This window comes from Alsobacter ponti (assembly GCF_024294805.1).
Lineage (GTDB): Bacteria > Pseudomonadota > Alphaproteobacteria > Rhizobiales > Beijerinckiaceae > Alsobacter > Alsobacter ponti.
In genome coordinates this window covers 221,449-239,070 of sequence record NZ_JANCLU010000005.1, presented here as the reverse complement: position 1 = coordinate 239,070, position 17,622 = coordinate 221,449, and the positions used below count along the sequence as shown (strand labels likewise).

The following is a 17,622-nucleotide window of genomic DNA, read 5'->3' as shown; positions in this document are numbered from 1 at the left end:
GCGCCGGTGGAGTGGCGGGACGAGGCCATCGTCATCGGCGCCCGGCGCCACGGGGAGTCCGGCGTTCTGCTCGAGCTCCTGACGCGGGAGCACGGCCGCCACCTCGGCCTGGTGCGCGGCGGCCGCTCGCCACGCATGCAACCGATGCTGCAGGCCGGCAACGCGGTCGAGGCGGTGTGGCGAGCGCGGCTCGACGAGCATTTGGGGCATTACACGGTCGAGGCGACCAACGCCCGCGCCGCGACGCTGCTGGGTTCGCCCGAGGCGCTCTACGCCCTCTCGGCGCTGGGCGCGCTGACGCGCCTGCTTCCCGAGCGCGATCCGCACCCGGGGCTCTTCGAGGCGCTCGGCGTTGTCATCGACGCGCTGCACGACCCGGAGCTGGCCGCGCCGCTGGTGGTGCGCTACGAGCTGGCCTTTCTCGCGGAGCTCGGCTTTGGGCTGGACCTGGCCGAATGCGCCGTTACCGGCACGCGCGACGATTTGGTCTGGGTGTCGCCGCGCAGCGGCCGCGCGGTCTCGGCTGCGGCCGGCGAGCCGTGGCGCGACCGCCTGCTTGCGCTCCCCGCCTTTCTGCGCGAAGGGCAGGGCCGGGCGATGCCGGACCGCGCCGATCTTGCCGCCGCCTTCGCGCTCACCGGCCATTTCCTAGCCCGCGACCTGTTCGGCCCGCGCGGGCTCCCGCTGCCGGAGGTGCGGGCGGCGTTCGTGGCGGCGGTCACCGCCGGGGGGCGGGACTGAAGCTGGGGACGGCGGGCGCGGCGGCCTTGCTCCGACTCGCCTTGTTCGCTAAGCGTTCCTGTCATTCCACAGGGATCAGCGCATGGGTAAGCCGGTAGATCCGCCAGCCGGGGGCGAAGGCGTCGAGAGCATCGACCTCAAGTCGGCGCTCGAGGAGCGCTATCTCGCCTATGCGCTGTCGACCATCATGCATCGCGCGCTGCCGGACGCTCGCGACGGGCTGAAGCCGGTGCACCGGCGCATCCTGCACGCCATGCGGCTGCTGCGGCTCGATCCCGGCTCCGCCTTCAAGAAATGCGCCCGCATCGTCGGCGACGTGATCGGCAAGTTCCACCCGCACGGCGACCAGGCGGTCTACGACGCGCTGGTGCGCCTGGCGCAGGACTTCGCGCAGCGCTACCCGTTGGTCGACGGGCAGGGCAATTTCGGCAACATCGACGGCGACGGCGCGGCGGCCTACCGCTACACCGAAGCGCGCATGACCGACGTGGCGCGGCTGCTGCTCGACGGCATCGACGAGGACGCGGTCGATTTCCGCGACACCTACAACGGCGAGGACGAGGAGCCGGTCGTGCTCCCGGCGGCCTTCCCGAACCTGCTGGCCAACGGCTCGCAGGGGATCGCGGTGGGCATGGCGACCTCGATCCCGCCGCACAACGCCGCCGAGCTGTGCGACGCGGCGCTGTATCTCATCACCCACCCGACCGCCACGTCCGACCAGCTGATGACCTTTGTGCCGGGGCCGGATTTCCCGACCGGCGGCATCATCGTCGAGGCGCGCGCCTCCATCCTCGAGACCTATCGCACCGGCCGCGGCTCCTTCCGCGTGCGGGCTCGCTGGCACAAGGAGGAGGTCGGGCGCGGCGGCTGGGTGATCGTGGTCACCGAGATTCCCTATCTGGTCCCCAAGGCCCGGCTGATCGAGAAGACGGCCGAGCTGCTCAACGAGCGCAAGCTGCCCATGCTCGCCGACATCCGAGACGAGTCGGCGGAGGACGTGCGCATCGTTCTGGAGCCGCGCAGCCGCACCGTCGACCCCGCCCTGCTCATGGAGGCGCTGTTCAAGCTCACCGAGCTTGAAAGCCGCATTCCGATGAACATGAACGTGCTTTCGGGCGGCGTGGTGCCCCGTGTGCTTGGGCTCAATGAGGCGCTGCGCGAATGGCTCGACCACCGCCGCGTCGTGCTGCAGCGCCGCTCCGCCTTCCGCCTGGCGCAGATCGAAAAGCGGCTGGAGATCCTGCGCGGCCTGCTGATCGTCTACCTGGACCTCGACAAGGTCATCAAGATCATCCGCGAGGAGGACGAGCCGAAGGCCGAGCTGATGCGGTTCTTCGAGCTGACGGACAACCAGGCCGAGGCGATCCTCAACACCCGCCTGCGCTCGCTGCGCAAGCTGGAGGAGATGGAGCTCAAGCGCGAGCTCGACAATCTCGTCAAGGAGAAGGACGAGATCGACGCGCTGCTCGCCTCCGGCGACAAGCAGTGGAAGACCATCGCCTGGCAGATCCGCGAGGTGAAGAAGAGCTTCGGCCCCGAGACCCCCCTCGGCAAGCGGCGCACCAGCTTCGCCGACGCGCCCGACGTCGGCGACTTCGACATCGCCGAGGCCATGGTCGAGCGCGAGCCGCTGACCGTCGTGGCGACCCAGAAGGGCTGGATCCGCGCCCTCAAGGGACACGTCCAGGACCTCTCGACGCTGCAGTTCAAGGGCGACGACGCGCTCAAGACGGCGTTCTTCTCCGAGACCACGGCCAAGGTCCTGGTGCTCGCGACCAACGGCAAGGTCTACACGCTCGACGCCGCGAAGCTGCCCGGCGGCCGCGGCTTCGGCGACCCGATCCGCCTGATGGCGGATATCGACGAGGGCGCGGACATCGTCGACGTGTGGCCCTACAAGGCCGGGGGCAAGCTGCTGTTCGTCTCCACGGAAGGGCGCGGCTTCGTCGCCCTCGCCGACGACGTGGTGGCCAACACCCGCAAGGGCCGGCAGGTGCTCAACGTCGACGCCAAGCACAAGGCGGCGCTGGTCACCCCGGTGGAGGGCGACCACGTCGCCGTGGTCGGGGAGAACCGGAAGCTGCTGGCTTTTCCGCTCGACCAGGTGCCGGAGATGGGGCGCGGCAAGGGCGTTCGCCTGCAACGCTACAAGGACGGCGGCGTCTCCGACGCCAAGGTCTTTAGGCTCGAAGACGGGCTGACCTGGCTCGACACTTCGGGCCGGACCTGGACCGTGTCCGCCGCCGACCTCAAGGACTGGCTCGGCAACCGGGCCGAATCCGGCCGCCTGCCGCCCAAGGGCTTCCCGAAGACGAACAGGTTCAAGGGCTGAGGCCGCCGCTTGTGAGGCCCCGCGTCCGGCCCTAAGCTTCGCCTCTCGGGGCGATGGAGGGGGCCATGGTTCGGGGCTGGCGGATTGCGATGGCGGGCATCCTGATGGCGGCGGGCCTCGGCTGTGGAGCCGCGGTGGCGCAGGACGTGGACATCCTGGCGGTCTTCGCCAAGGCGATGACTGACCAGCGCGTCGGCGTGGCGCGCAAGACGAAGCCGGTCGACGGCCGTCCGGCCAAGGTCGGCGAGGTCGTCGTCACCGTCATCAAGGGCGAGGGCGTCGAGAGCCGCAGCAAGCCGGCGGAGGAGGGCGACATCGTCATCCGCAACCGCTGCCCCGCGACCGGGAACGAGGAATATCTCGTCAAGGCCGCGCGCATGAAGGACCGCTACGGCGAGCCGAAGACCGCGCCAGACGCCGCCGGCTGGGTCGAGTACGAGCCCAAGGGCGCGGAGATGCGCTATTTCATCCTCGGCGACAAGGAAGGCCCGTGGAGCTTCAAGGCCCCCTGGGGTGAGGACATGGTGGCCAAGCCCGGTGACGCCATCGTGCAGGATCCGGCCAATCCCAAGGACACCTACCGGATCGCCGCCGCCTCCTTCGCCTGCACCTACAACGTCACCAAGGCGCCGTGAGGGCGGGCAGAGGTCATTCCGTGCGCTGCCAGCCGTGCGCCAGCAGCCGCTCCTGCGGCGTGAAGCGCGCCTTGTAGGCCATCTTCTCGGAGCCCTCGACCCAGTAGCCGAGATAGACGTAGGGCAGCCCCATGCGCCGCGCCCGCGCGATGTGGTCGAGGATCATGAAAGTGCCGAGGCTGCGCGCCGCGTGGTCGGGGTCGTAGAACGAGTAGACCATCGACAGGCCGTCGGCGAGGACGTCGGTGAGCGCCGAGGCCAGCAGCGGGCCTTCGCCGCGACCGTTCAGGAAACTGTCGGGCCCGCGCCGGCGATACTCGATCAGCTTGGTCTCGACGTGGGAGTCCTCGACCATCATGGCGAAGTCGAGGGCCGTCATGTCGGCCATGCCGCCCTCGCTGTGGCGGCTGTCGAGATAGTGGCGGAACAGCGAATACTGCTCGGAGGAGGGCGAGTTGGCGCGCATCTCGCCGATCAGGTCGCTGTTGGCGTCGCGCACGCGCCGCATGTTGCGCGAGGGCGTGAAGTCGTCGACGACCACCCGCACCGAGACGCAGGCCCGGCAGGCGTCGCAGGCCGGACGGTAGGCGATGGTCTGCGAGCGGCGGAAGCCGCCATGGGTGAGCAGGTTGTTGAGTTCGCCCGCCCGCTTGCCGATCAGGTGCGTGAACACCTTCCGCTCCTGCCGGCCCGGGAGATAGGGGCAAGTCGTGGGAGCGGTCAGGTAGAATTGCGGCTGGTCGCGGGACTGGGTCGTCACCGGTATTCCCCTGCGGCGCAAAGCCGCCGAACATTGAAGAAGATAGCACCGGCGCGCACGCGCTCAAGTGCGGCCTTGGCTGTTCCCGATCCGCCGTCCCGGCGCCTCTAGCGCCGCCGCACGGCGATCACGCCCGCCAGCAGGTCGTGAAGCAGCCGCCGGTCCGAGCGCAGCAGGCCGAACAGGACGATGAAAGGCGTGAGGAACGACACGCTGACGTAGAAGAAAATCGCGTGAACGGCGGCCACCACGAAGGGCACCGTCCCGCCGTCGAGCGTCCGCAGCTCCACGCCGGCCATGCGCATTCCCACGGTGCCGCGATTCGGCCCGGAGACGGTGAGCCCGCTGTAGAGCACCGCGACGACGGGGAACAGCGGCGCGATCAGCATCCAGGCGAGGCCGAAGGTGAGGAAGCCGAGCACCAGCAGCACGACCACGAACACGCCCCACAGCAGGCCGACGATCGCCAGGTCGACCAAATAGGCGAGCAGGCGGCCGCCCAGCACGCCCGCCGTGTCGGCCTGGCGCGGCGCGTAGGGGGCGGGCGGGTAGGGGGTGGTGGGGATCTGTGTCATGGCGACCTCTGGCGGCGGGTCGGGGCCCGCCCGTCCGCGTATGTGGGCATTGCGCGCCCGGATACAACGACGGGGCCGCGCCGAAGCTCCATCAGAACTGGCTTCGGCGCTCGATCCGGCGCGGGTTGAGGCCGTCGCGGGCGAGCGCGTCCAGCACCGCCTCGGTGTGCGCCGCGTCACGCGTCTCGATCGTCAGGTCCAGCGACACGCCCTTGGCGGGCACGTCGAGGAACAGCCGCCCGTGGGAGACTTCGAGGATGTTCGCCCCGAGTTCCCCGAGCCGCGACGCGATCTGGCCGAGCAGGCCGGGCCGGTCCTGCACGGTGACGCGGAAGGAGGAAATGCGCGCCTCGCGCTCCAGCTCGCGCACCATGATGCTGGCCAGGAGCCGCGCGTCGATGTTGCCGCCGCAGAGCACCAGGCCGACCTTGCGGCCCCTGAACCGATCCGGCGCGGCGAGCAGGGCGGCGAGCCCGGCGGCGCCCGCGCCCTCGGCCATGGTGCGCGCCAGCGTGGCGTAGGCGTTCACCGCGCTCTCGATGGCAGCTTCGTCGACAAGCAGAATCTCCTCGACGAGGTCGCGCACGATGGGCAGGGTGAGCGCGCCGACGGTCTTCACGGCGATGCCTTCGGCAAGCGTCGGCCCGCCGATGGGCCGCTGCCCGCCGTCGATGGCGTTGACGAAGGACGGGTACAGGGCCGCCTCGACCCCGACGAGGCGGATCGAGGGCGAGACGGAGCGCGCGGCCACGGCGCATCCGGCGCACAGCCCGCCGCCGCCGATGGGGATGACCAGCGTGTCCAGGCCCGGCGCCTCGGCCAGCATTTCGAGCGCCACCGTGCCTTGGCCGGCCATGACGGCGGGATCGTCGTAGGGGTGAACCAGCACCAGCCCCTGCTCGGCCATCAGCTGGCGGGTGCGCTCCTCCGATTCCACCAGCGTCGCGCCATGGAGCACCACGGTCGCCCCGTAGCCGCGCGTGTTCTCCACCTTCACCAGCGGCGTCGCCTCGGGCATCACGATGGTGGCGGGGATGCCGAGGCGGCTGGCGTGGAATGCGACGGCCTGCGCGTGGTTGCCCGCCGACATCGCCACCACGCCGCGCCGCCGTTCGTCCGCCGTCAGCCCGGCCAGCTTCACATAGGCGCCGCGCTCCTTGAACGAGCCGGTCGTCTGCATGTTCTCGTACTTGACGAACACCTCGGCCCCGGTCAGCGCCGACAGGCGCGGCGAGGGCAGCATGGGAGTGCGCTGGATCTGACCTTCGAGCAGGCGCCGCGCCTTCCCGACGTCCTCTGCCGAGATCGCGTGCGCGGATGGGGAGGAGGGCATGGCGGGGCTCGCGGGCTTCAGATGCGCCTCGGCAGGGCGTCGCCGTATCCGAACAACCCGCCCGGCCGCAACGCAAGCACAATCGCCAGCAGCGCGTAGACGAAGATGTCACGCGCCTCGATGGGCAGCACCGACGACCACAGCGCCTCGGCGAGGCCGATCAGCAGCCCGCCCAGCAGCCCGCCGCCGACCGAGCCGATGCCCCCGAGCACCGCTGCCGTGAGCGCCTTGAGGCCGAGGCCCAGGCCCGCCCCGTAGCCGACCCCGCCATAATAGGCGGAGGTGACGAGGCCAGCGAGGCCGGCGAGGCCGGCCGCGAGGCCGAAGGTCGCGATGAAGATGCGCAGCGGATCGACCCCGAACAAAGCGGCGGTGGCGGGGTCGTCGGCGAAGGCCCTCCAGGCGCGCCCGAACCCGCTGAAGCGCAGTAGCGCCGTCAGCGCCAGCGCCGCGGCCAGCGAGACGCCGGTCACCACCAGCGCCCCGGGCGTCACCGTGGTGACGAAGCCGCCGCTGCGCAGAAGGGAAATCGGGCCGTTCAGGACCGGCGGGATCCAGCGCAGGTCGTTGCCCTGGGCGAGGCGCAGATATTCCGCCCCCGCCAGCATGGCTCCGGTGGTGGCGATGAGGATCGGCAGGCCCGGCCCCGGCAGCAGCGGCGCCACGACTCGCCGGCCGAGCACGATCCCGTGCAGCACGGCGGCGCAGATCGCCATCACCCCGGCGATGGCCAGCCCCGCGAGCGGGCTCGGCCAGCCGAACTGCACGGCGAGCACGACGCCGATCAGGCAGGCGTAGCCGCCGATCGCCGCCAGTTCGCCGAAGCCGAACACGATGCGGCCGACCAGGCCGTAGATCAGCGAGTAGGCGGCGGCGAGCAGGCTGTACACGCCCGCCTGCGGCAGGCCTGACAGCACTTGCTGGACGCCGTAGGCGAACGCCATCGGCACGTCCGGCAGCGTCTCGCCCTGGCCGAGCCCGCCGGGATCCTCCAGCCCCGCCTCCGGCGCGGCGAGGAAGAACCGGCGCAGGAACAGGAAGGAGGCGTCCGACAGCGGGCCGTTCTCGGTCGACACGCGCAGGATGTCCTGCCGGGTGCGCGACAGCCCGTCTCCGGCGAAGACGCACTCGACGAAGCGGTTGCGGGCCGGCAGATCGGGCGGCTGGGCGCGGTAGAACACGCGCACGCTGTTCGGCGCGCTGCCCGGCACGACCCGGCTGATGGCGATGGTCGAGCCCGCCGGGTTGAGGGCGGGGGCGATGGTGCGGCACACGCGGGCCTGGTCCGCGTCGATCAGCCCGGCGCAGCCCGACAGCAGGGCCGCCAGGCCGGACGCCGCGACGAGGGCCGGGACCGCGGCCGCCGGCTTGGGACTCACCGCCAGGCCGACGCCTTGAGCTTTTCGGCGACGGCGACGGCGAAATAGGTGAGCACGCCGTCGGCGCCCGCGCGCTTGAAGGCGAGCAGGCTTTCGATCATCGCCTTCTCGCCGTCGAGCCAGCCATGGTCGGCGGCGGCGCGGATCATCGCGTACTCGCCGGACACCTGGTAGGCGAAGGTCGGCACGCCGAACGTCGTCTTCACCCGGTGGACGATGTCCAGATACGGCATGCCCGGCTTCACCATCACCATGTCGGCGCCTTCGTCGAGGTCGAGCCCGACCTCGCGTATCGCCTCGTCGCCATTGGCGGGGTCCATCTGGTAGGTGCGCTTGTCCCCGGTCAGCGTGGCGCTGCTGCCCACCGCGTCGCGGAACGGGCCGTAGAAGGCCGAGGCGTACTTGGCGGCGTAGGCCATGATCTGGACGTCGAGCAGCCCCGCCTCGTCGAGGCCCTGACGGATCGCGCCGATGCGGCCGTCCATCATGTCGGAGGGGGCCACCACGTCGCAGCCGGCCTCAGCCTGCACGAGGGCTTGCTTCACCAGCACGGCGACGGTCTCGTCGTTGAGGATGCGCCCGTCGCGCATCAGGCCGTCATGGCCGTGGCTCGTATAGGGGTCGAGCGCGACGTCGGTGAGGACGCCGATCTCGGGCACTTCCTTCTTGATCGCCCGCACGGCGCGGCAGACCAGGTTGTCGGGGTTCAGCGCCTCGCTGCCCGCCTCGTCGCGCAGGGCGCGGTCGGTGTAGGGGAACAAGGCGAGGCAGGGAATCCCCAGCTCCGCTGCGCGCGCCGCCTCGCGGACCGCGTGATCGACGGTCAGACGCTCGACGCCGGGCATCGAGGCGACCGGGTCGCGGCGATTCTCGCCGGCCACGACGAAGATCGGCCAGATCAGGTCGTCGGTCGTCAGCACGTTCTCGCGCACCAGCCGCCGGGCCCACTCGCTCTTGCGGTTGCGGCGCGGACGGTGGGAGAGGGCGAGGCGTTCGTGGGCGGGGGCTGGCGCGGCCTGCGGCTGCGGCGCGCCGGTGAACGGGGTGACTCGCGACGACATCGCCGCCTCCTGCATTGCTGCGGACCCGAGGCGCTTGGGCCTCGCTCGGCGGGCAGCACTAGCATTTCCCGGAAGCTTTCCAAAGCGCGTTGCCGCGCGGCGGGCGCGTTGACGGCCCCACGCGGCGCGGGCTAACTCGCGCGGTCCGCGCCAGCGCCGGCGTCCTCGCGAGATCGACATCAGATGACCTCACCCGAGACCACCGACCCGACGAGCGAAGCCGTCTGCGAACGGATCGGCGCGGCGGGGGTGATCACGCTCAACCGGCCGCAGGCCCTCAACGCCCTGACGCTGGGGATGGTGCGCGCCGTCCGCGCCGCCCTGGACCGCTGGGAGCGCGATCCCGCCGTCACTCGCGTGGTCATCCGCGGCGCGGGCGACAGGGCGTTTTGCGCCGGCGGCGACATCCGCCGCATTCACGATTGCGGCAAGGCCGGCCAGCGCGACGAGCCGATGGCGTTCTGGCGCGAGGAGTACGAGCTCAACATCCGCATCAAGCGATACGCCAAGCCCTACGTCGCGCTCGTCGACGGCATCGTCATGGGCGGGGGCGTCGGCATGTCGGCGCATGGCAGCCATCGCGTCGCCAGCGAGCGCGCGCTGTTCGCGATGCCGGAGGTCGGGATCGGCTTCTTCCCGGACGTCGGGGCCACCTATTTCCTGCCCCGGCTTCCCGGCGCGGCCGGCATGTGGCTGGCGCTGACGGGCGCGCGCATCCGCACCGCCGACCTGCGCGCGCTGGGGCTTGCGACGCACGTCGCGCCGAGCGCCGCGATGGCCGGGATCGTGGAGCGCCTGGCGGCGGGCGACGACGTCGACGCCACGCTGGCGGCGCACGACGTCCCGCCCGGGGCGTCGCCTTGGCAGGCCGAGCGCGCCACCGTCGATCGCTGCTTCGCCGCCGACAGCGTGGCGGGCGTGCTGGGGGAACTGGACCGCGCGGCGGCGGAGGGCTCCGCCTTCGCTGCGGAGGCCGCCGCCGCTGTGCGCACCAAATCGCCGACCAGCCTGGGCATCGCCTTCGAGCAGGTGCGCCGGGGGGCCTCGCTGGATTTCGAGGCGGCCATGGCGCTGGAGTTCCGGGTCGTGTCCCGGATGCTGGACAATCCCGACTTCTATGAGGGCGTGCGCGCGGTGGTGGTCGACAAGGACCAGAAGCCGCGCTGGTCGCCCGCCGCGCTCCAGGCGGTCGACCCAGCCGCCGTCGCCGCCTTCTTCGAGCCGGTCGCGGCGGAACTGGTCCTACAAGCCGGGGCGGCGCGATGACGGCTCGGGACACGGGTCGCAACCCGGCGCTGCGCGACGACGAACCGCGCCGGCGCGTCGCCTGGAAGCGCGTGCTGGTGTGGTTCATGCGCACCGTGGCCGCGATGTGGATGGTCAAGGCCCTGGGATCGTGGGCGACCATCATGGGCGTCGACGTGTTCGGCTTCCCGCAGTTCGAGGAGCTGCCGACCGGCCTCAAGGGCCTGGTCATCGCCTTCGCCGTGCTCGACCCGGTGGCCGCCGTCGGGCTCTGGCTCACCAGCACGTGGGGCGGAGTGATGTGGCTCATCGCGGTGCTGAGCCACCTTGCCGTGGCCGGGCTGCAGCCGGCCGGGGCCTCGATCAGCCCCGTGCTGGCCGGCGTCGAGGCTGTGCTGGTCGTGACCTATATCGTGCTGTCCTGGCTGGCCGGCCGGGAGGAGTGAAACCCGCCGTCTTCCCAAGGTAAAGAAGCGGTTTCGATTCAGACTCGATTCAGCCAAAGAAGATGAACGGCCGATTCACGTCGTTGTTTAAACTCGTCTTCACAGGCTCCCCTGTAGTTATGGCATAACGAAAAGCCGGATGAACGCGGCCGCCAGGGAAGTGCTGTGAGGCAGAACATGAAGACCGCTCTGAAAACCGTAGATGAACGCCAGGCCAGCCAAGACAACGCTGCCGTCAAGCCGCTCTACATCGAGGCTCTGACGCTGGTCGAGCGGCTTCACCGCCGGCTTCTCGACGTCATCAAGGACGAGTTCGACCGGCGCGGACGCTCCGACGTCAACAGCGTCCAGGCGCTGCTGCTCTACAACATCGCGGACAAGGAGCTGACGGCCGGAGAACTGCGCACGCGCGGTTACTATCTCGGCTCGAATGTTTCCTACAACGTGAAGAAGCTCGTCGACATGGGCTACCTTCACCACCAGCGTTCGCGCATCGACCGCCGCTCGGTCCGCATCAGCCTGACCGAGCAGGGCCGCGAGATTCACGACATCGTGAAATCCCTCTATGAGAAGCACATCCGCACGGTGGAGCAGATCGGCGGCATCTCGCCCGAGGACTTCCGCAACGCCAACGCGGCGCTGTCGCGGCTCGAACGGTTCTGGACGGACCACATCCGCTACCGGCTCTGACGCCGCTCGCATCCACATCACGAAGGCCGGGCCAACGCCCGGCCTTTTTGCGTTGGCGCGGGGACGGGCGAGTGTCATCTCGGCAACACCGCAGCGCCGGGGACGCTCGTTGGGCCCGCCTGCCTTAAAATCGCCGCCCTGAGCGGCGCTTTTCCGGCTCCAAGCTTTCCAGCTTAAAGACTGACCCGCAACGACAACTAATCGTTTACCCTGACCTGCCATGGATCAGGTGAGCGTTCCTCTCCACGACAATCGGTGCAGATACGGACGATGACCGACTTCAGATCGATGACCCGCCGGGAGTTCGCCGTTCCCGTCCTCGCATCCCTGGTCGCGGCCGCCACCGGCGCGCGCGCGCAGGAGCAGACGCTGGGCGGGCAGGCGGAGTGGAAGCAGAGCTATGACGGCGCGACCAGCCTCAAGGTCGACCGCTCCGTCACGCCCGTGCTGTCGCCGCTGACCCTGCAGGCGACCGAACAGATGGTCGGCGTCTACCAGCAGCTCGTCGCCCAGGGCGGCTGGCCGATGATGCAGAACCAGACGATGAAGCTCGGCTCCAAGGGGCCGAACGTCGTCGCCCTGCGGCGTCGCCTGGTCGCCTCCGGAGACCTCGACCCGGCTGTCGGCGCGTCGCAGATCTACGATTCCTTCGTCGAAGGTGGCGTCAAGCGCTTCCAGACGCGGCACGGCCTGATCCCGACCGGCCAGCTCAACGCCCTCACGATCAACGCCATGAACGTGCCGGCGGAGGTCCGCCTGCGGCAGCTCGAGACCAACGTGGTGCGCCTGCGCTCCTACGCCGGCAATCTCGGCCAGCGCTTTGTGGTGGCCAACATCCCGGCCGCCTTGGTGGAGACGGTCGAGGACGGCCAGGTCGTCACCCGCCACGCCGCCGGCGTCGGCAAGATCGACCGCCAGTCGCCGGTGCTCACCACCCGCGTGGTCGACATCAACTTCAACCCGTTCTGGACGGTGCCCGCCTCGATCATCCGCAAGGACCTGATCCCAAAGATGCAGGCGGACCCGAACTACCTGACCGACAACAAGATCAGGATCTTCAAGAACCAGAGCGAGGAGCTGCGTCCCGAGCAGGTCAACTGGCGCTCGGACGAGGCGACACGCTACATGTTCCGGCAGGATCCGGGCGGCGAGTTCAACTCGCTGGGCTTCGTGCGCATCAACATCCCGAACCCGCACGGCGTCTATATGCACGACACGCCGTCCAAGGGGATCTTCGGCGACGATTTCCGCTTCGTCTCCTCGGGCTGCATGCGCGTGCAGAACGTGCGCGACTACGTCACCTGGCTCCTGAAGGACACGCCCGGCTGGTCGCGCGAGGCGATCGATGCCGCCATCCAGTCCGGCCAGCGCGTCGACGCCAAGCTGGCGCAGCCTGTGCCTGTCTACTGGGTTTACATCACCGCCTGGGCGACGCCCGACGGCCTCGTGCAGTTCCGCGAGGACATCTACAACAAGGACGGGCTGGGGCCGATGCCGGTGGCCTCCGTCCAGAAGGCGGTCGACGAGGACGAGTAAGTCCGTCTCGTCGCCGGCGACGCTGTTTTCATGAAGGGCGGGGCGGCTTTGGCCGCTCCGCTTTTTTTGTCCCTCGGCCATGGTTGGCCGGCGGACCCGGGCGTGCTATGGCACCGCTTGAGGGCCGAGGGGCCCACACCCACAACATATCGCGCTTCGGCAGGATCGTGCTCCGGTGGGCTCCTGCGGGGCGTTGGTGTTCAAGCGACTGGTCTGGCCCGCCCAGGGGCCCGGAGGCACACCATGTCCGTCAGCGAAACGCGTAGCCACCTCTCCAACAGCTTCTTCTCCGCGTCGCTCGCGGACCGCGACCCGGAGATCGCCTCCGCCATCGCGAAGGAGCTCGGCCGGCAGCGCGACGAAATCGAGCTGATCGCCTCGGAGAACATCGTCTCGCGCGCCGTGCTGGAGGCGCAGGGCTCGGTGATGACCAACAAGTACGCCGAGGGCTATCCGGGCCGGCGCTACTATGGCGGCTGCCAGTTCGTCGACATCGCCGAGCAGCTCGCCATCGAGCGCGCCTGCAAGCTGTTCGGCTGCGGCTTCGCCAACGTGCAGCCCAACTCCGGCTCGCAGGCCAACCAGGCGGTGTTCCTGGGGCTCCTGAAGCCCGGCGATACCTTCATGGGCCTGGACCTCGCCGCCGGCGGCCACCTGACGCACGGCGCCGCCCCCAACATGTCGGGCAAGTGGTTCAAGGTCGTCTCGTACACGGTGCGTCCCGAGGACCAGACGATCGACATGGACGCGGTCGAGCGCATCGCGCAGGAGAACAAGCCGAAGCTCATCATCGCCGGCGGCTCGGGCTACGCGCGCCATTGGGACTTCGCGCGCTTCCGCCAGATCGCCGATTCGGTCGGCGCCTATTTCATGGTCGACATGGCCCATTTCGCCGGGCTGGTGGCGGGCGGCGCGCATCCTTCGCCGTTCCCGCACGCCCATGTCGTCACCTCGACCACTCACAAGACTTTGCGCGGTCCGCGCGGCGGCCTCATCCTCACCGACGACGCCGAGATCGCCAAGAAGATCAACTCGGCGGTGTTCCCGGGCCTGCAGGGCGGGCCGCTGATGCACGTCATCGCGGCGAAGGCGGTGGCCTTCGGCGAGGCGCTGACGCCGGAGTTCAAGCTCTACGCGCGCAACGTGGTGGAGAACGCCAAGGCGCTGGCCGACACCATCGGCGCGGCAGGCTACGCCATCGTGACGGGCGGCACCGACAACCACCTGATGCTGGTCGACCTGCGGCCGAAGAAGCTGACCGGCAAGGCGGCCGAGGCGGCGCTGGGGCGCGCCCACATCACCTGCAACAAGAACGGCGTTCCGTTCGACACCGAGAAGCCGACCATCACCTCCGGCATCCGCCTGGGGTCGCCGGCGGCGACGTCGCGGGGCTTCGGCGTCGCCGAGTTCAAGCGCGTCGGCGAGCTGATCGTCGAGACGCTGGACGGGCTGGCGACGAACGGCGACGACGGCAACGGCGCGGTGGAGCAGGGCGTGCGCCAGAAAGTCGCCGAGCTGACCCGCCGCTTCCCGATCTACTGAGCCTTGCGGCCGAACGGAGGCGCCCGTGCGCTGCCCCTATTGCGCCAGTCTCGACACCCAGGTGAAGGACTCGCGTCCGACGGATGACCATTCGGCCATTCGTCGCCGCCGGGTCTGCCCCGATTGCGGCGGACGCTTCACGACGTTCGAGCGCGTGCAGCTGCGCGAGCTGATGGTGGTGAAGCGGAGCGGCCGGCGCGTGCCGTTCGACCGCGAGAAGCTGATGCGCTCGGTCGAGGTGTCGCTGCGCAAGCGGCCGGTCGAGCCCGAGCGCGTCGAACGCATGGTCAACGGCATCGTCCGCCAGCTCGAGAGCATGGGCGACGGCGAGGTCGCCAGCGAGACGATCGGCGAGCTGGTTATGGAAGGGCTCAAGGCGCTCGACGATGTCGCCTATGTGCGCTTCGCCTCCGTCTATCGCAATTTCCGCGAGGCCAAGGACTTCGAGGACCTGATCGGCGAGCTCAACGCCGACGATCCGGACGGCGCGTCGGGCAAGGGCGTCGCGCGGACGCCCGCCCGGGACGACGCCTGATGGCGGGCGCCGCCCCCGCCGCGACCGCCGTTCCGCCCGACATTCAGGCCCAGATCGACGAGCGGATGATGCGCCACGCGCTCACGCTCGCCCGGCGCGGTCTCGGCAACACGTGGCCGAACCCGGCGGTGGGCGCGGTCGTCTGGCGTATGACCGAGAACGGACCCATCGTCGTCGGCCGGGGCTTCACCCAGCCCGGAGGCCGCCCCCACGCCGAGCCGGTGGCCCTGGCGATGGCGGGGGAGGCGGCGCGCGGCGCGTCGATGGCGGTGACGCTGGAGCCCTGTTCCCATCACGGCAAGACGCCGCCCTGCGTTGACGCCGTTATCGCCTCCGGCGTGGCGCGGGTGGTGTCGGCGATCGAGGACCCCGACCCGCGCGTCAACGGGCGCGGCCATATCCATTTGCGCGCCCACGGCGTCGAGGTGGTGGTGGGCCCGCTGGCCCGCGAGGCGCGGCAGCTCAATCTCGGCTTCATCCGCCGCATGGTGGATGGTCGCCCGTCGGTGACGGTGAAGCTGGCCCGCACGGCCGACGGCTTCGCCGGAAGGCACGGCGAGCGCCTGCTGATCACGGGCGAAACCGCCAACGCGCGCGTCCACATGATGCGCGCCATGGCCGACGTGGTGCTCACCGGCGTCGGCACCGTGCTGGCCGACGACCCGCTGCTGACTTGCCGCCTGCCGGGTCTGGAAGCGCGCTCGCCGGTGCGGGCGGTGCTGGACACGCAATTGCGCACGCCGCTCGACAGCAGCCTCGTGCGGGGCGTCGCTGAGACGCCAGTGTGGATCTTCTGCGCCGAGGACGCGCCGCGCGACCGCGAGGCCGCCCTGGCCAAGGCCGGCGTTGGCGTCGAGCGCGTGGCGCGCTCGGCCCCCGGCGGGCCCGTCGACCTCAAGGCGGCGCTCGCGCGGCTGGCGAAGCTCGGCGTGACGCGCGTGCTCTGCGAGGCGGGGCCGACCCTGGCCGAGGCTTTCGCGCGCGCCGGCCTTCTGGACACCATCGCGCTGCTGACGGGGCCGGAGCCGCTGGGCGCGGCCGGCCTGCCGGCGCTCGGGCCGACGCTGGCGGCGCTGGTCGCCGACCGAGAGCAATTCGATCTGTGGCGCACGCAGTGTCTCGGCCGGGACCGGCTGGACCTGTTCACGAGGAGGCACTGATGTTCACGGGCATCGTCACCGACGTCGGCGAGGTCGCCTCCGTCACCGACCACCAGGGCTCGCTCAAGCACATCCGCATCCACTGCGCCTATCCGGCTGAGAGCATCGCGCTCGGCGCGTCGATCGCCTGCTCGGGGCCGTGCCTCACCGTCACCGCGATGGGGCCGCGCGAGGGCGGCGGCGCGTGGTTCGAGGTCGACGCCGGCGCGGAGACCCTGGCCCGCACCACGGTCGGCGGCTGGGAGCCCGGCACGCGGCTCAACCTGGAGCGACCGCTGCGAATCGGCGACGAGCTGGGCGGGCATCTCGTCTCCGGCCACGTCGACGGCGTCGCCGAGATCGTCGCGCGCGACGACGTCACGGGCGAGGACGCATGGGGCGCCACCGCGCGCTTCACCATTCGTGCGCCGCGCGAACTGGCGCGCTTCATCGTCGAGAAGGGATCGGTGGCGCTGGACGGCACGTCCCTGACCGTCAACACCGTCGACGGCGACCTCTTCACCGTGTTCCTGATCCCGCACACCCTGGAGGTCACCACGTGGGGCGACCGCAAGGCGGGGGCGCGGGTCAATATCGAGGTCGACCAGATGGCGCGCTACGCGGCGCGGCTTGCGGAAGCGCGCCTGCAAGGATACTGACCTGTCCTCCCGTCCATCCTGCGAGGGTCCCATGGCCGCTCCCCGTCCGCCGCGCATCGTCGAGGAACTGCCGACCAAGGGGCGCATCCTCATCGTCGAGGCGCGTTTCTACGACGACATCGCCGACGAGCTGCTGATGGGCGCGCGCGACGTGCTGGAGCGCGCCGAGGCGCAGGTCGACATCGTGACCGTGCCGGGCGCGCTCGAGATTCCGCCCACCATCGCCATCGCGCTGGAGGCGGCGGAGAAGGCCGGCGACCCCTACGACGCCGTCGTCGCGCTCGGCTGCGTCATCAGGGGCGAGACTGGGCATTACGATATCGTGGCCGGCGAGAGCTCGCGCGCGCTGATGGACCTTTCCGTCGCCCGGCGCATTCCGGTCGGCAACGGCATTCTGACGGTCGAGAACGAGGCGCAGGCATGGGCCCGCGCCCGTGTCTCGGAGATGAACAAGGGCGGGGGCGCGGCCGAGGCGGCGCTCGCCGTCCTCAGGATCAAGCGCCGGGTCTCGGCGGGAAGGATCTAACATGGCCAGGGGGAGCGAGAAGCGCTCCGCCGCCCGCCTCTCGGCGGTGCAGGCGCTTTACGAGATGGAGTTGTCCGGCAAGGGCGTGGTCGACGCCGTGGCGGAATTCGAGGCCCACTGGATGGGCCGGTCGGTCGACGGCGTCGAGCTCCGCGAGGCCGAGGAGCCGTTCTTCCGCGACCTGGTGGCCGGCGTGGTGCAGGAGCAGCGCCTGGTTGACCAGAAAGTCGACGCGGCGCTCGCCAAGGGCTGGCCGCTGCGGCGGGTCGAGGCCGTGCTGCGCGCCATCCTGCGCGCCGGGGCCTACGAGCTGCTGCGGCGTCCCGATGTGCCGGCGCGCGTCGTCATTTCGGAATACGTCGACGTCGCCCATGCCTTCTATGACGGCGACGAGCCGGGCATGGTCAACGCCGTGCTCGATTCCATCGGACGCGAGGCGCGCGGCGACGAATTGTCGAAGCGCGTCAGCTGAGGGCGAGGCTCGGGCC

Annotated in this window: 17 protein-coding genes and 1 pseudogene; 13 read left to right on the top strand and 5 right to left on the bottom strand. The window is 70.3% G+C overall.

The features are described from left to right. Window positions 1-6: 6 nt before the first annotated feature. From recO to NK718_RS07560, 3 genes are all read left to right on the top strand, one after another. The gene (recO, locus tag NK718_RS07570; RefSeq protein WP_254740211.1) at window positions 7-741 is read left to right on the top strand and encodes a DNA repair protein RecO; all 735 of its coding nucleotides are present in this window, start codon (window positions 7-9) and stop codon (window positions 739-741) included. A gap of 82 nt (window positions 742-823) precedes the next feature. After that, window positions 824-3,073 (top strand): DNA topoisomerase IV subunit A, encoded by a 2,250-nt coding sequence (gene parC / locus NK718_RS07565; RefSeq protein WP_254740209.1) that lies wholly within the window; start codon window positions 824-826, stop codon window positions 3,071-3,073. A gap of 65 nt (window positions 3,074-3,138) precedes the next feature. Continuing rightward, the gene (locus tag NK718_RS07560) at window positions 3,139-3,708 is read left to right on the top strand and encodes a hypothetical protein (RefSeq protein ID WP_254740207.1); all 570 of its coding nucleotides are present in this window, start codon (window positions 3,139-3,141) and stop codon (window positions 3,706-3,708) included. A 13-nt stretch (window positions 3,709-3,721) separates the two neighbouring features. On the opposite strand, the gene NK718_RS07555 is transcribed toward NK718_RS07560, so the two are convergent. The 5 genes from NK718_RS07555 to hemB form a co-directional block, all read right to left on the bottom strand. After that, window positions 3,722-4,468: an arginyltransferase gene (locus NK718_RS07555; protein WP_254740205.1), complete on the bottom strand. Its 747-nt coding sequence runs from the start codon at window positions 4,466-4,468 to the stop codon at window positions 3,722-3,724. Window positions 4,469-4,575: 107 nt separating this feature from the next. Beyond that, a complete protein-coding gene (locus NK718_RS07550; RefSeq protein ID WP_254740203.1) occupies window positions 4,576-5,043 on the bottom strand; it encodes an RDD family protein in 468 nt (155 codons plus the stop codon). A 91-nt stretch (window positions 5,044-5,134) separates the two neighbouring features. After that, a complete protein-coding gene (locus NK718_RS07545) occupies window positions 5,135-6,376 on the bottom strand; it encodes a threonine ammonia-lyase (RefSeq protein ID WP_254740201.1) in 1,242 nt (413 codons plus the stop codon). A gap of 17 nt (window positions 6,377-6,393) precedes the next feature. Beyond that, window positions 6,394-7,755: a branched-chain amino acid ABC transporter permease gene (locus NK718_RS07540; protein WP_254740199.1), complete on the bottom strand. Its 1,362-nt coding sequence runs from the start codon at window positions 7,753-7,755 to the stop codon at window positions 6,394-6,396. Next, on the bottom strand, window positions 7,752-8,816 hold the full coding sequence (gene hemB, locus NK718_RS07535; protein WP_254740197.1) for a porphobilinogen synthase: 1,065 nt from the start codon (window positions 8,814-8,816) through the stop codon (window positions 7,752-7,754). Before hemB ends, NK718_RS07540 begins: the two co-directional genes overlap by 4 nt. A 183-nt stretch (window positions 8,817-8,999) precedes the next feature. Between hemB and NK718_RS07530 the strand changes: the two genes are divergently transcribed. The 10 genes and pseudogenes from NK718_RS07530 (at window position 9,000) to nusB (ending at window position 17,606) form a co-directional block, all read left to right on the top strand. Continuing rightward, window positions 9,000-10,082 (top strand): enoyl-CoA hydratase/isomerase family protein, encoded by a 1,083-nt coding sequence (locus NK718_RS07530; RefSeq protein WP_254740195.1) that lies wholly within the window; start codon window positions 9,000-9,002, stop codon window positions 10,080-10,082. Beyond that, window positions 10,079-10,507, top strand: coding sequence for a DUF6163 family protein (locus NK718_RS07525; RefSeq protein WP_254740193.1), 429 nt, complete (start codon window positions 10,079-10,081; stop codon window positions 10,505-10,507). The genes NK718_RS07530 and NK718_RS07525 overlap by 4 nt, the downstream gene beginning before the upstream one ends. Window positions 10,508-10,684: 177 nt before the next feature. Beyond that, window positions 10,685-11,197, top strand: coding sequence for a transcriptional regulator LdtR (ldtR, locus tag NK718_RS07520; protein ID WP_254740191.1), 513 nt, complete (start codon window positions 10,685-10,687; stop codon window positions 11,195-11,197). Between the two features lie 270 nt (window positions 11,198-11,467). After that, on the top strand, window positions 11,468-12,733 hold the full coding sequence (locus NK718_RS07515) for a L,D-transpeptidase family protein (protein ID WP_254740189.1): 1,266 nt from the start codon (window positions 11,468-11,470) through the stop codon (window positions 12,731-12,733). A 243-nt stretch (window positions 12,734-12,976) separates the two neighbouring features. After that, window positions 12,977-14,275, top strand: a complete 1,299-nt coding sequence (glyA, locus tag NK718_RS07510; RefSeq protein WP_254740187.1) for a serine hydroxymethyltransferase — start codon at window positions 12,977-12,979, stop codon at window positions 14,273-14,275. Window positions 14,276-14,300: 25 nt separating this feature from the next. Beyond that, window positions 14,301-14,844 (top strand): annotated as a pseudogene (nrdR, locus tag NK718_RS07505) (transcriptional regulator NrdR); the annotation flags it as partial. After that, window positions 14,810-15,970 (top strand): bifunctional diaminohydroxyphosphoribosylaminopyrimidine deaminase/5-amino-6-(5-phosphoribosylamino)uracil reductase RibD, encoded by a 1,161-nt coding sequence (gene ribD / locus NK718_RS07500; RefSeq protein WP_254740183.1) that lies wholly within the window; start codon window positions 14,810-14,812, stop codon window positions 15,968-15,970. The pseudogene nrdR and the gene ribD, both read left to right, overlap by 35 nt. After that, the gene (locus NK718_RS07495) at window positions 15,970-16,608 is read left to right on the top strand and encodes a riboflavin synthase (RefSeq protein ID WP_254740181.1); all 639 of its coding nucleotides are present in this window, start codon (window positions 15,970-15,972) and stop codon (window positions 16,606-16,608) included. The genes ribD and NK718_RS07495 overlap by 1 nt, the downstream gene beginning before the upstream one ends. Window positions 16,609-16,639: 31 nt before the next feature. Then, window positions 16,640-17,134 (top strand): 6,7-dimethyl-8-ribityllumazine synthase, encoded by a 495-nt coding sequence (gene ribH, locus NK718_RS07490; RefSeq protein ID WP_254740178.1) that lies wholly within the window; start codon window positions 16,640-16,642, stop codon window positions 17,132-17,134. Between the two features lies 1 nt (window position 17,135). Beyond that, complete coding sequence (gene nusB, locus NK718_RS07485; RefSeq protein WP_254740176.1) at window positions 17,136-17,606, top strand: transcription antitermination factor NusB; 471 nt, start codon at window positions 17,136-17,138, stop codon at window positions 17,604-17,606. The last annotated feature ends 16 nt before the right edge of the window (window positions 17,607-17,622 follow it).

Excerpts from the sequence above, each read along its gene's own strand:
- parC (WP_254740209.1), top strand. The coding sequence starts at position 824 with ATGGGTAAGCCGGTAGATCCGCCAGCCGGGGGCGAAGGCGTCGAGAGC.
- NK718_RS07560 (WP_254740207.1), top strand. The coding sequence starts at position 3,139 with ATGGTTCGGGGCTGGCGGATTGCGATGGCGGGCATCCTGATGGCGGCG.
- NK718_RS07550 (WP_254740203.1), bottom strand. The coding sequence starts at position 5,043 with ATGACACAGATCCCCACCACCCCCTACCCGCCCGCCCCCTACGCGCCG.
- NK718_RS07545 (WP_254740201.1), bottom strand. The coding sequence starts at position 6,376 with ATGCCCTCCTCCCCATCCGCGCACGCGATCTCGGCAGAGGACGTCGGG.
- hemB (WP_254740197.1), bottom strand. The coding sequence starts at position 8,816 with ATGTCGTCGCGAGTCACCCCGTTCACCGGCGCGCCGCAGCCGCAGGCC.
- NK718_RS07530 (WP_254740195.1), top strand. The coding sequence starts at position 9,000 with ATGACCTCACCCGAGACCACCGACCCGACGAGCGAAGCCGTCTGCGAA.
- NK718_RS07525 (WP_254740193.1), top strand. The coding sequence starts at position 10,079 with ATGACGGCTCGGGACACGGGTCGCAACCCGGCGCTGCGCGACGACGAA.
- ldtR (WP_254740191.1), top strand. The coding sequence starts at position 10,685 with ATGAAGACCGCTCTGAAAACCGTAGATGAACGCCAGGCCAGCCAAGAC.
- NK718_RS07515 (WP_254740189.1), top strand. The coding sequence starts at position 11,468 with ATGACCGACTTCAGATCGATGACCCGCCGGGAGTTCGCCGTTCCCGTC.
- glyA (WP_254740187.1), top strand. The coding sequence starts at position 12,977 with ATGTCCGTCAGCGAAACGCGTAGCCACCTCTCCAACAGCTTCTTCTCC.
- ribD (WP_254740183.1), top strand. The coding sequence starts at position 14,810 with ATGGCGGGCGCCGCCCCCGCCGCGACCGCCGTTCCGCCCGACATTCAG.
- NK718_RS07495 (WP_254740181.1), top strand. The coding sequence starts at position 15,970 with ATGTTCACGGGCATCGTCACCGACGTCGGCGAGGTCGCCTCCGTCACC.
- ribH (WP_254740178.1), top strand. The coding sequence starts at position 16,640 with ATGGCCGCTCCCCGTCCGCCGCGCATCGTCGAGGAACTGCCGACCAAG.
- nusB (WP_254740176.1), top strand. The coding sequence starts at position 17,136 with ATGGCCAGGGGGAGCGAGAAGCGCTCCGCCGCCCGCCTCTCGGCGGTG.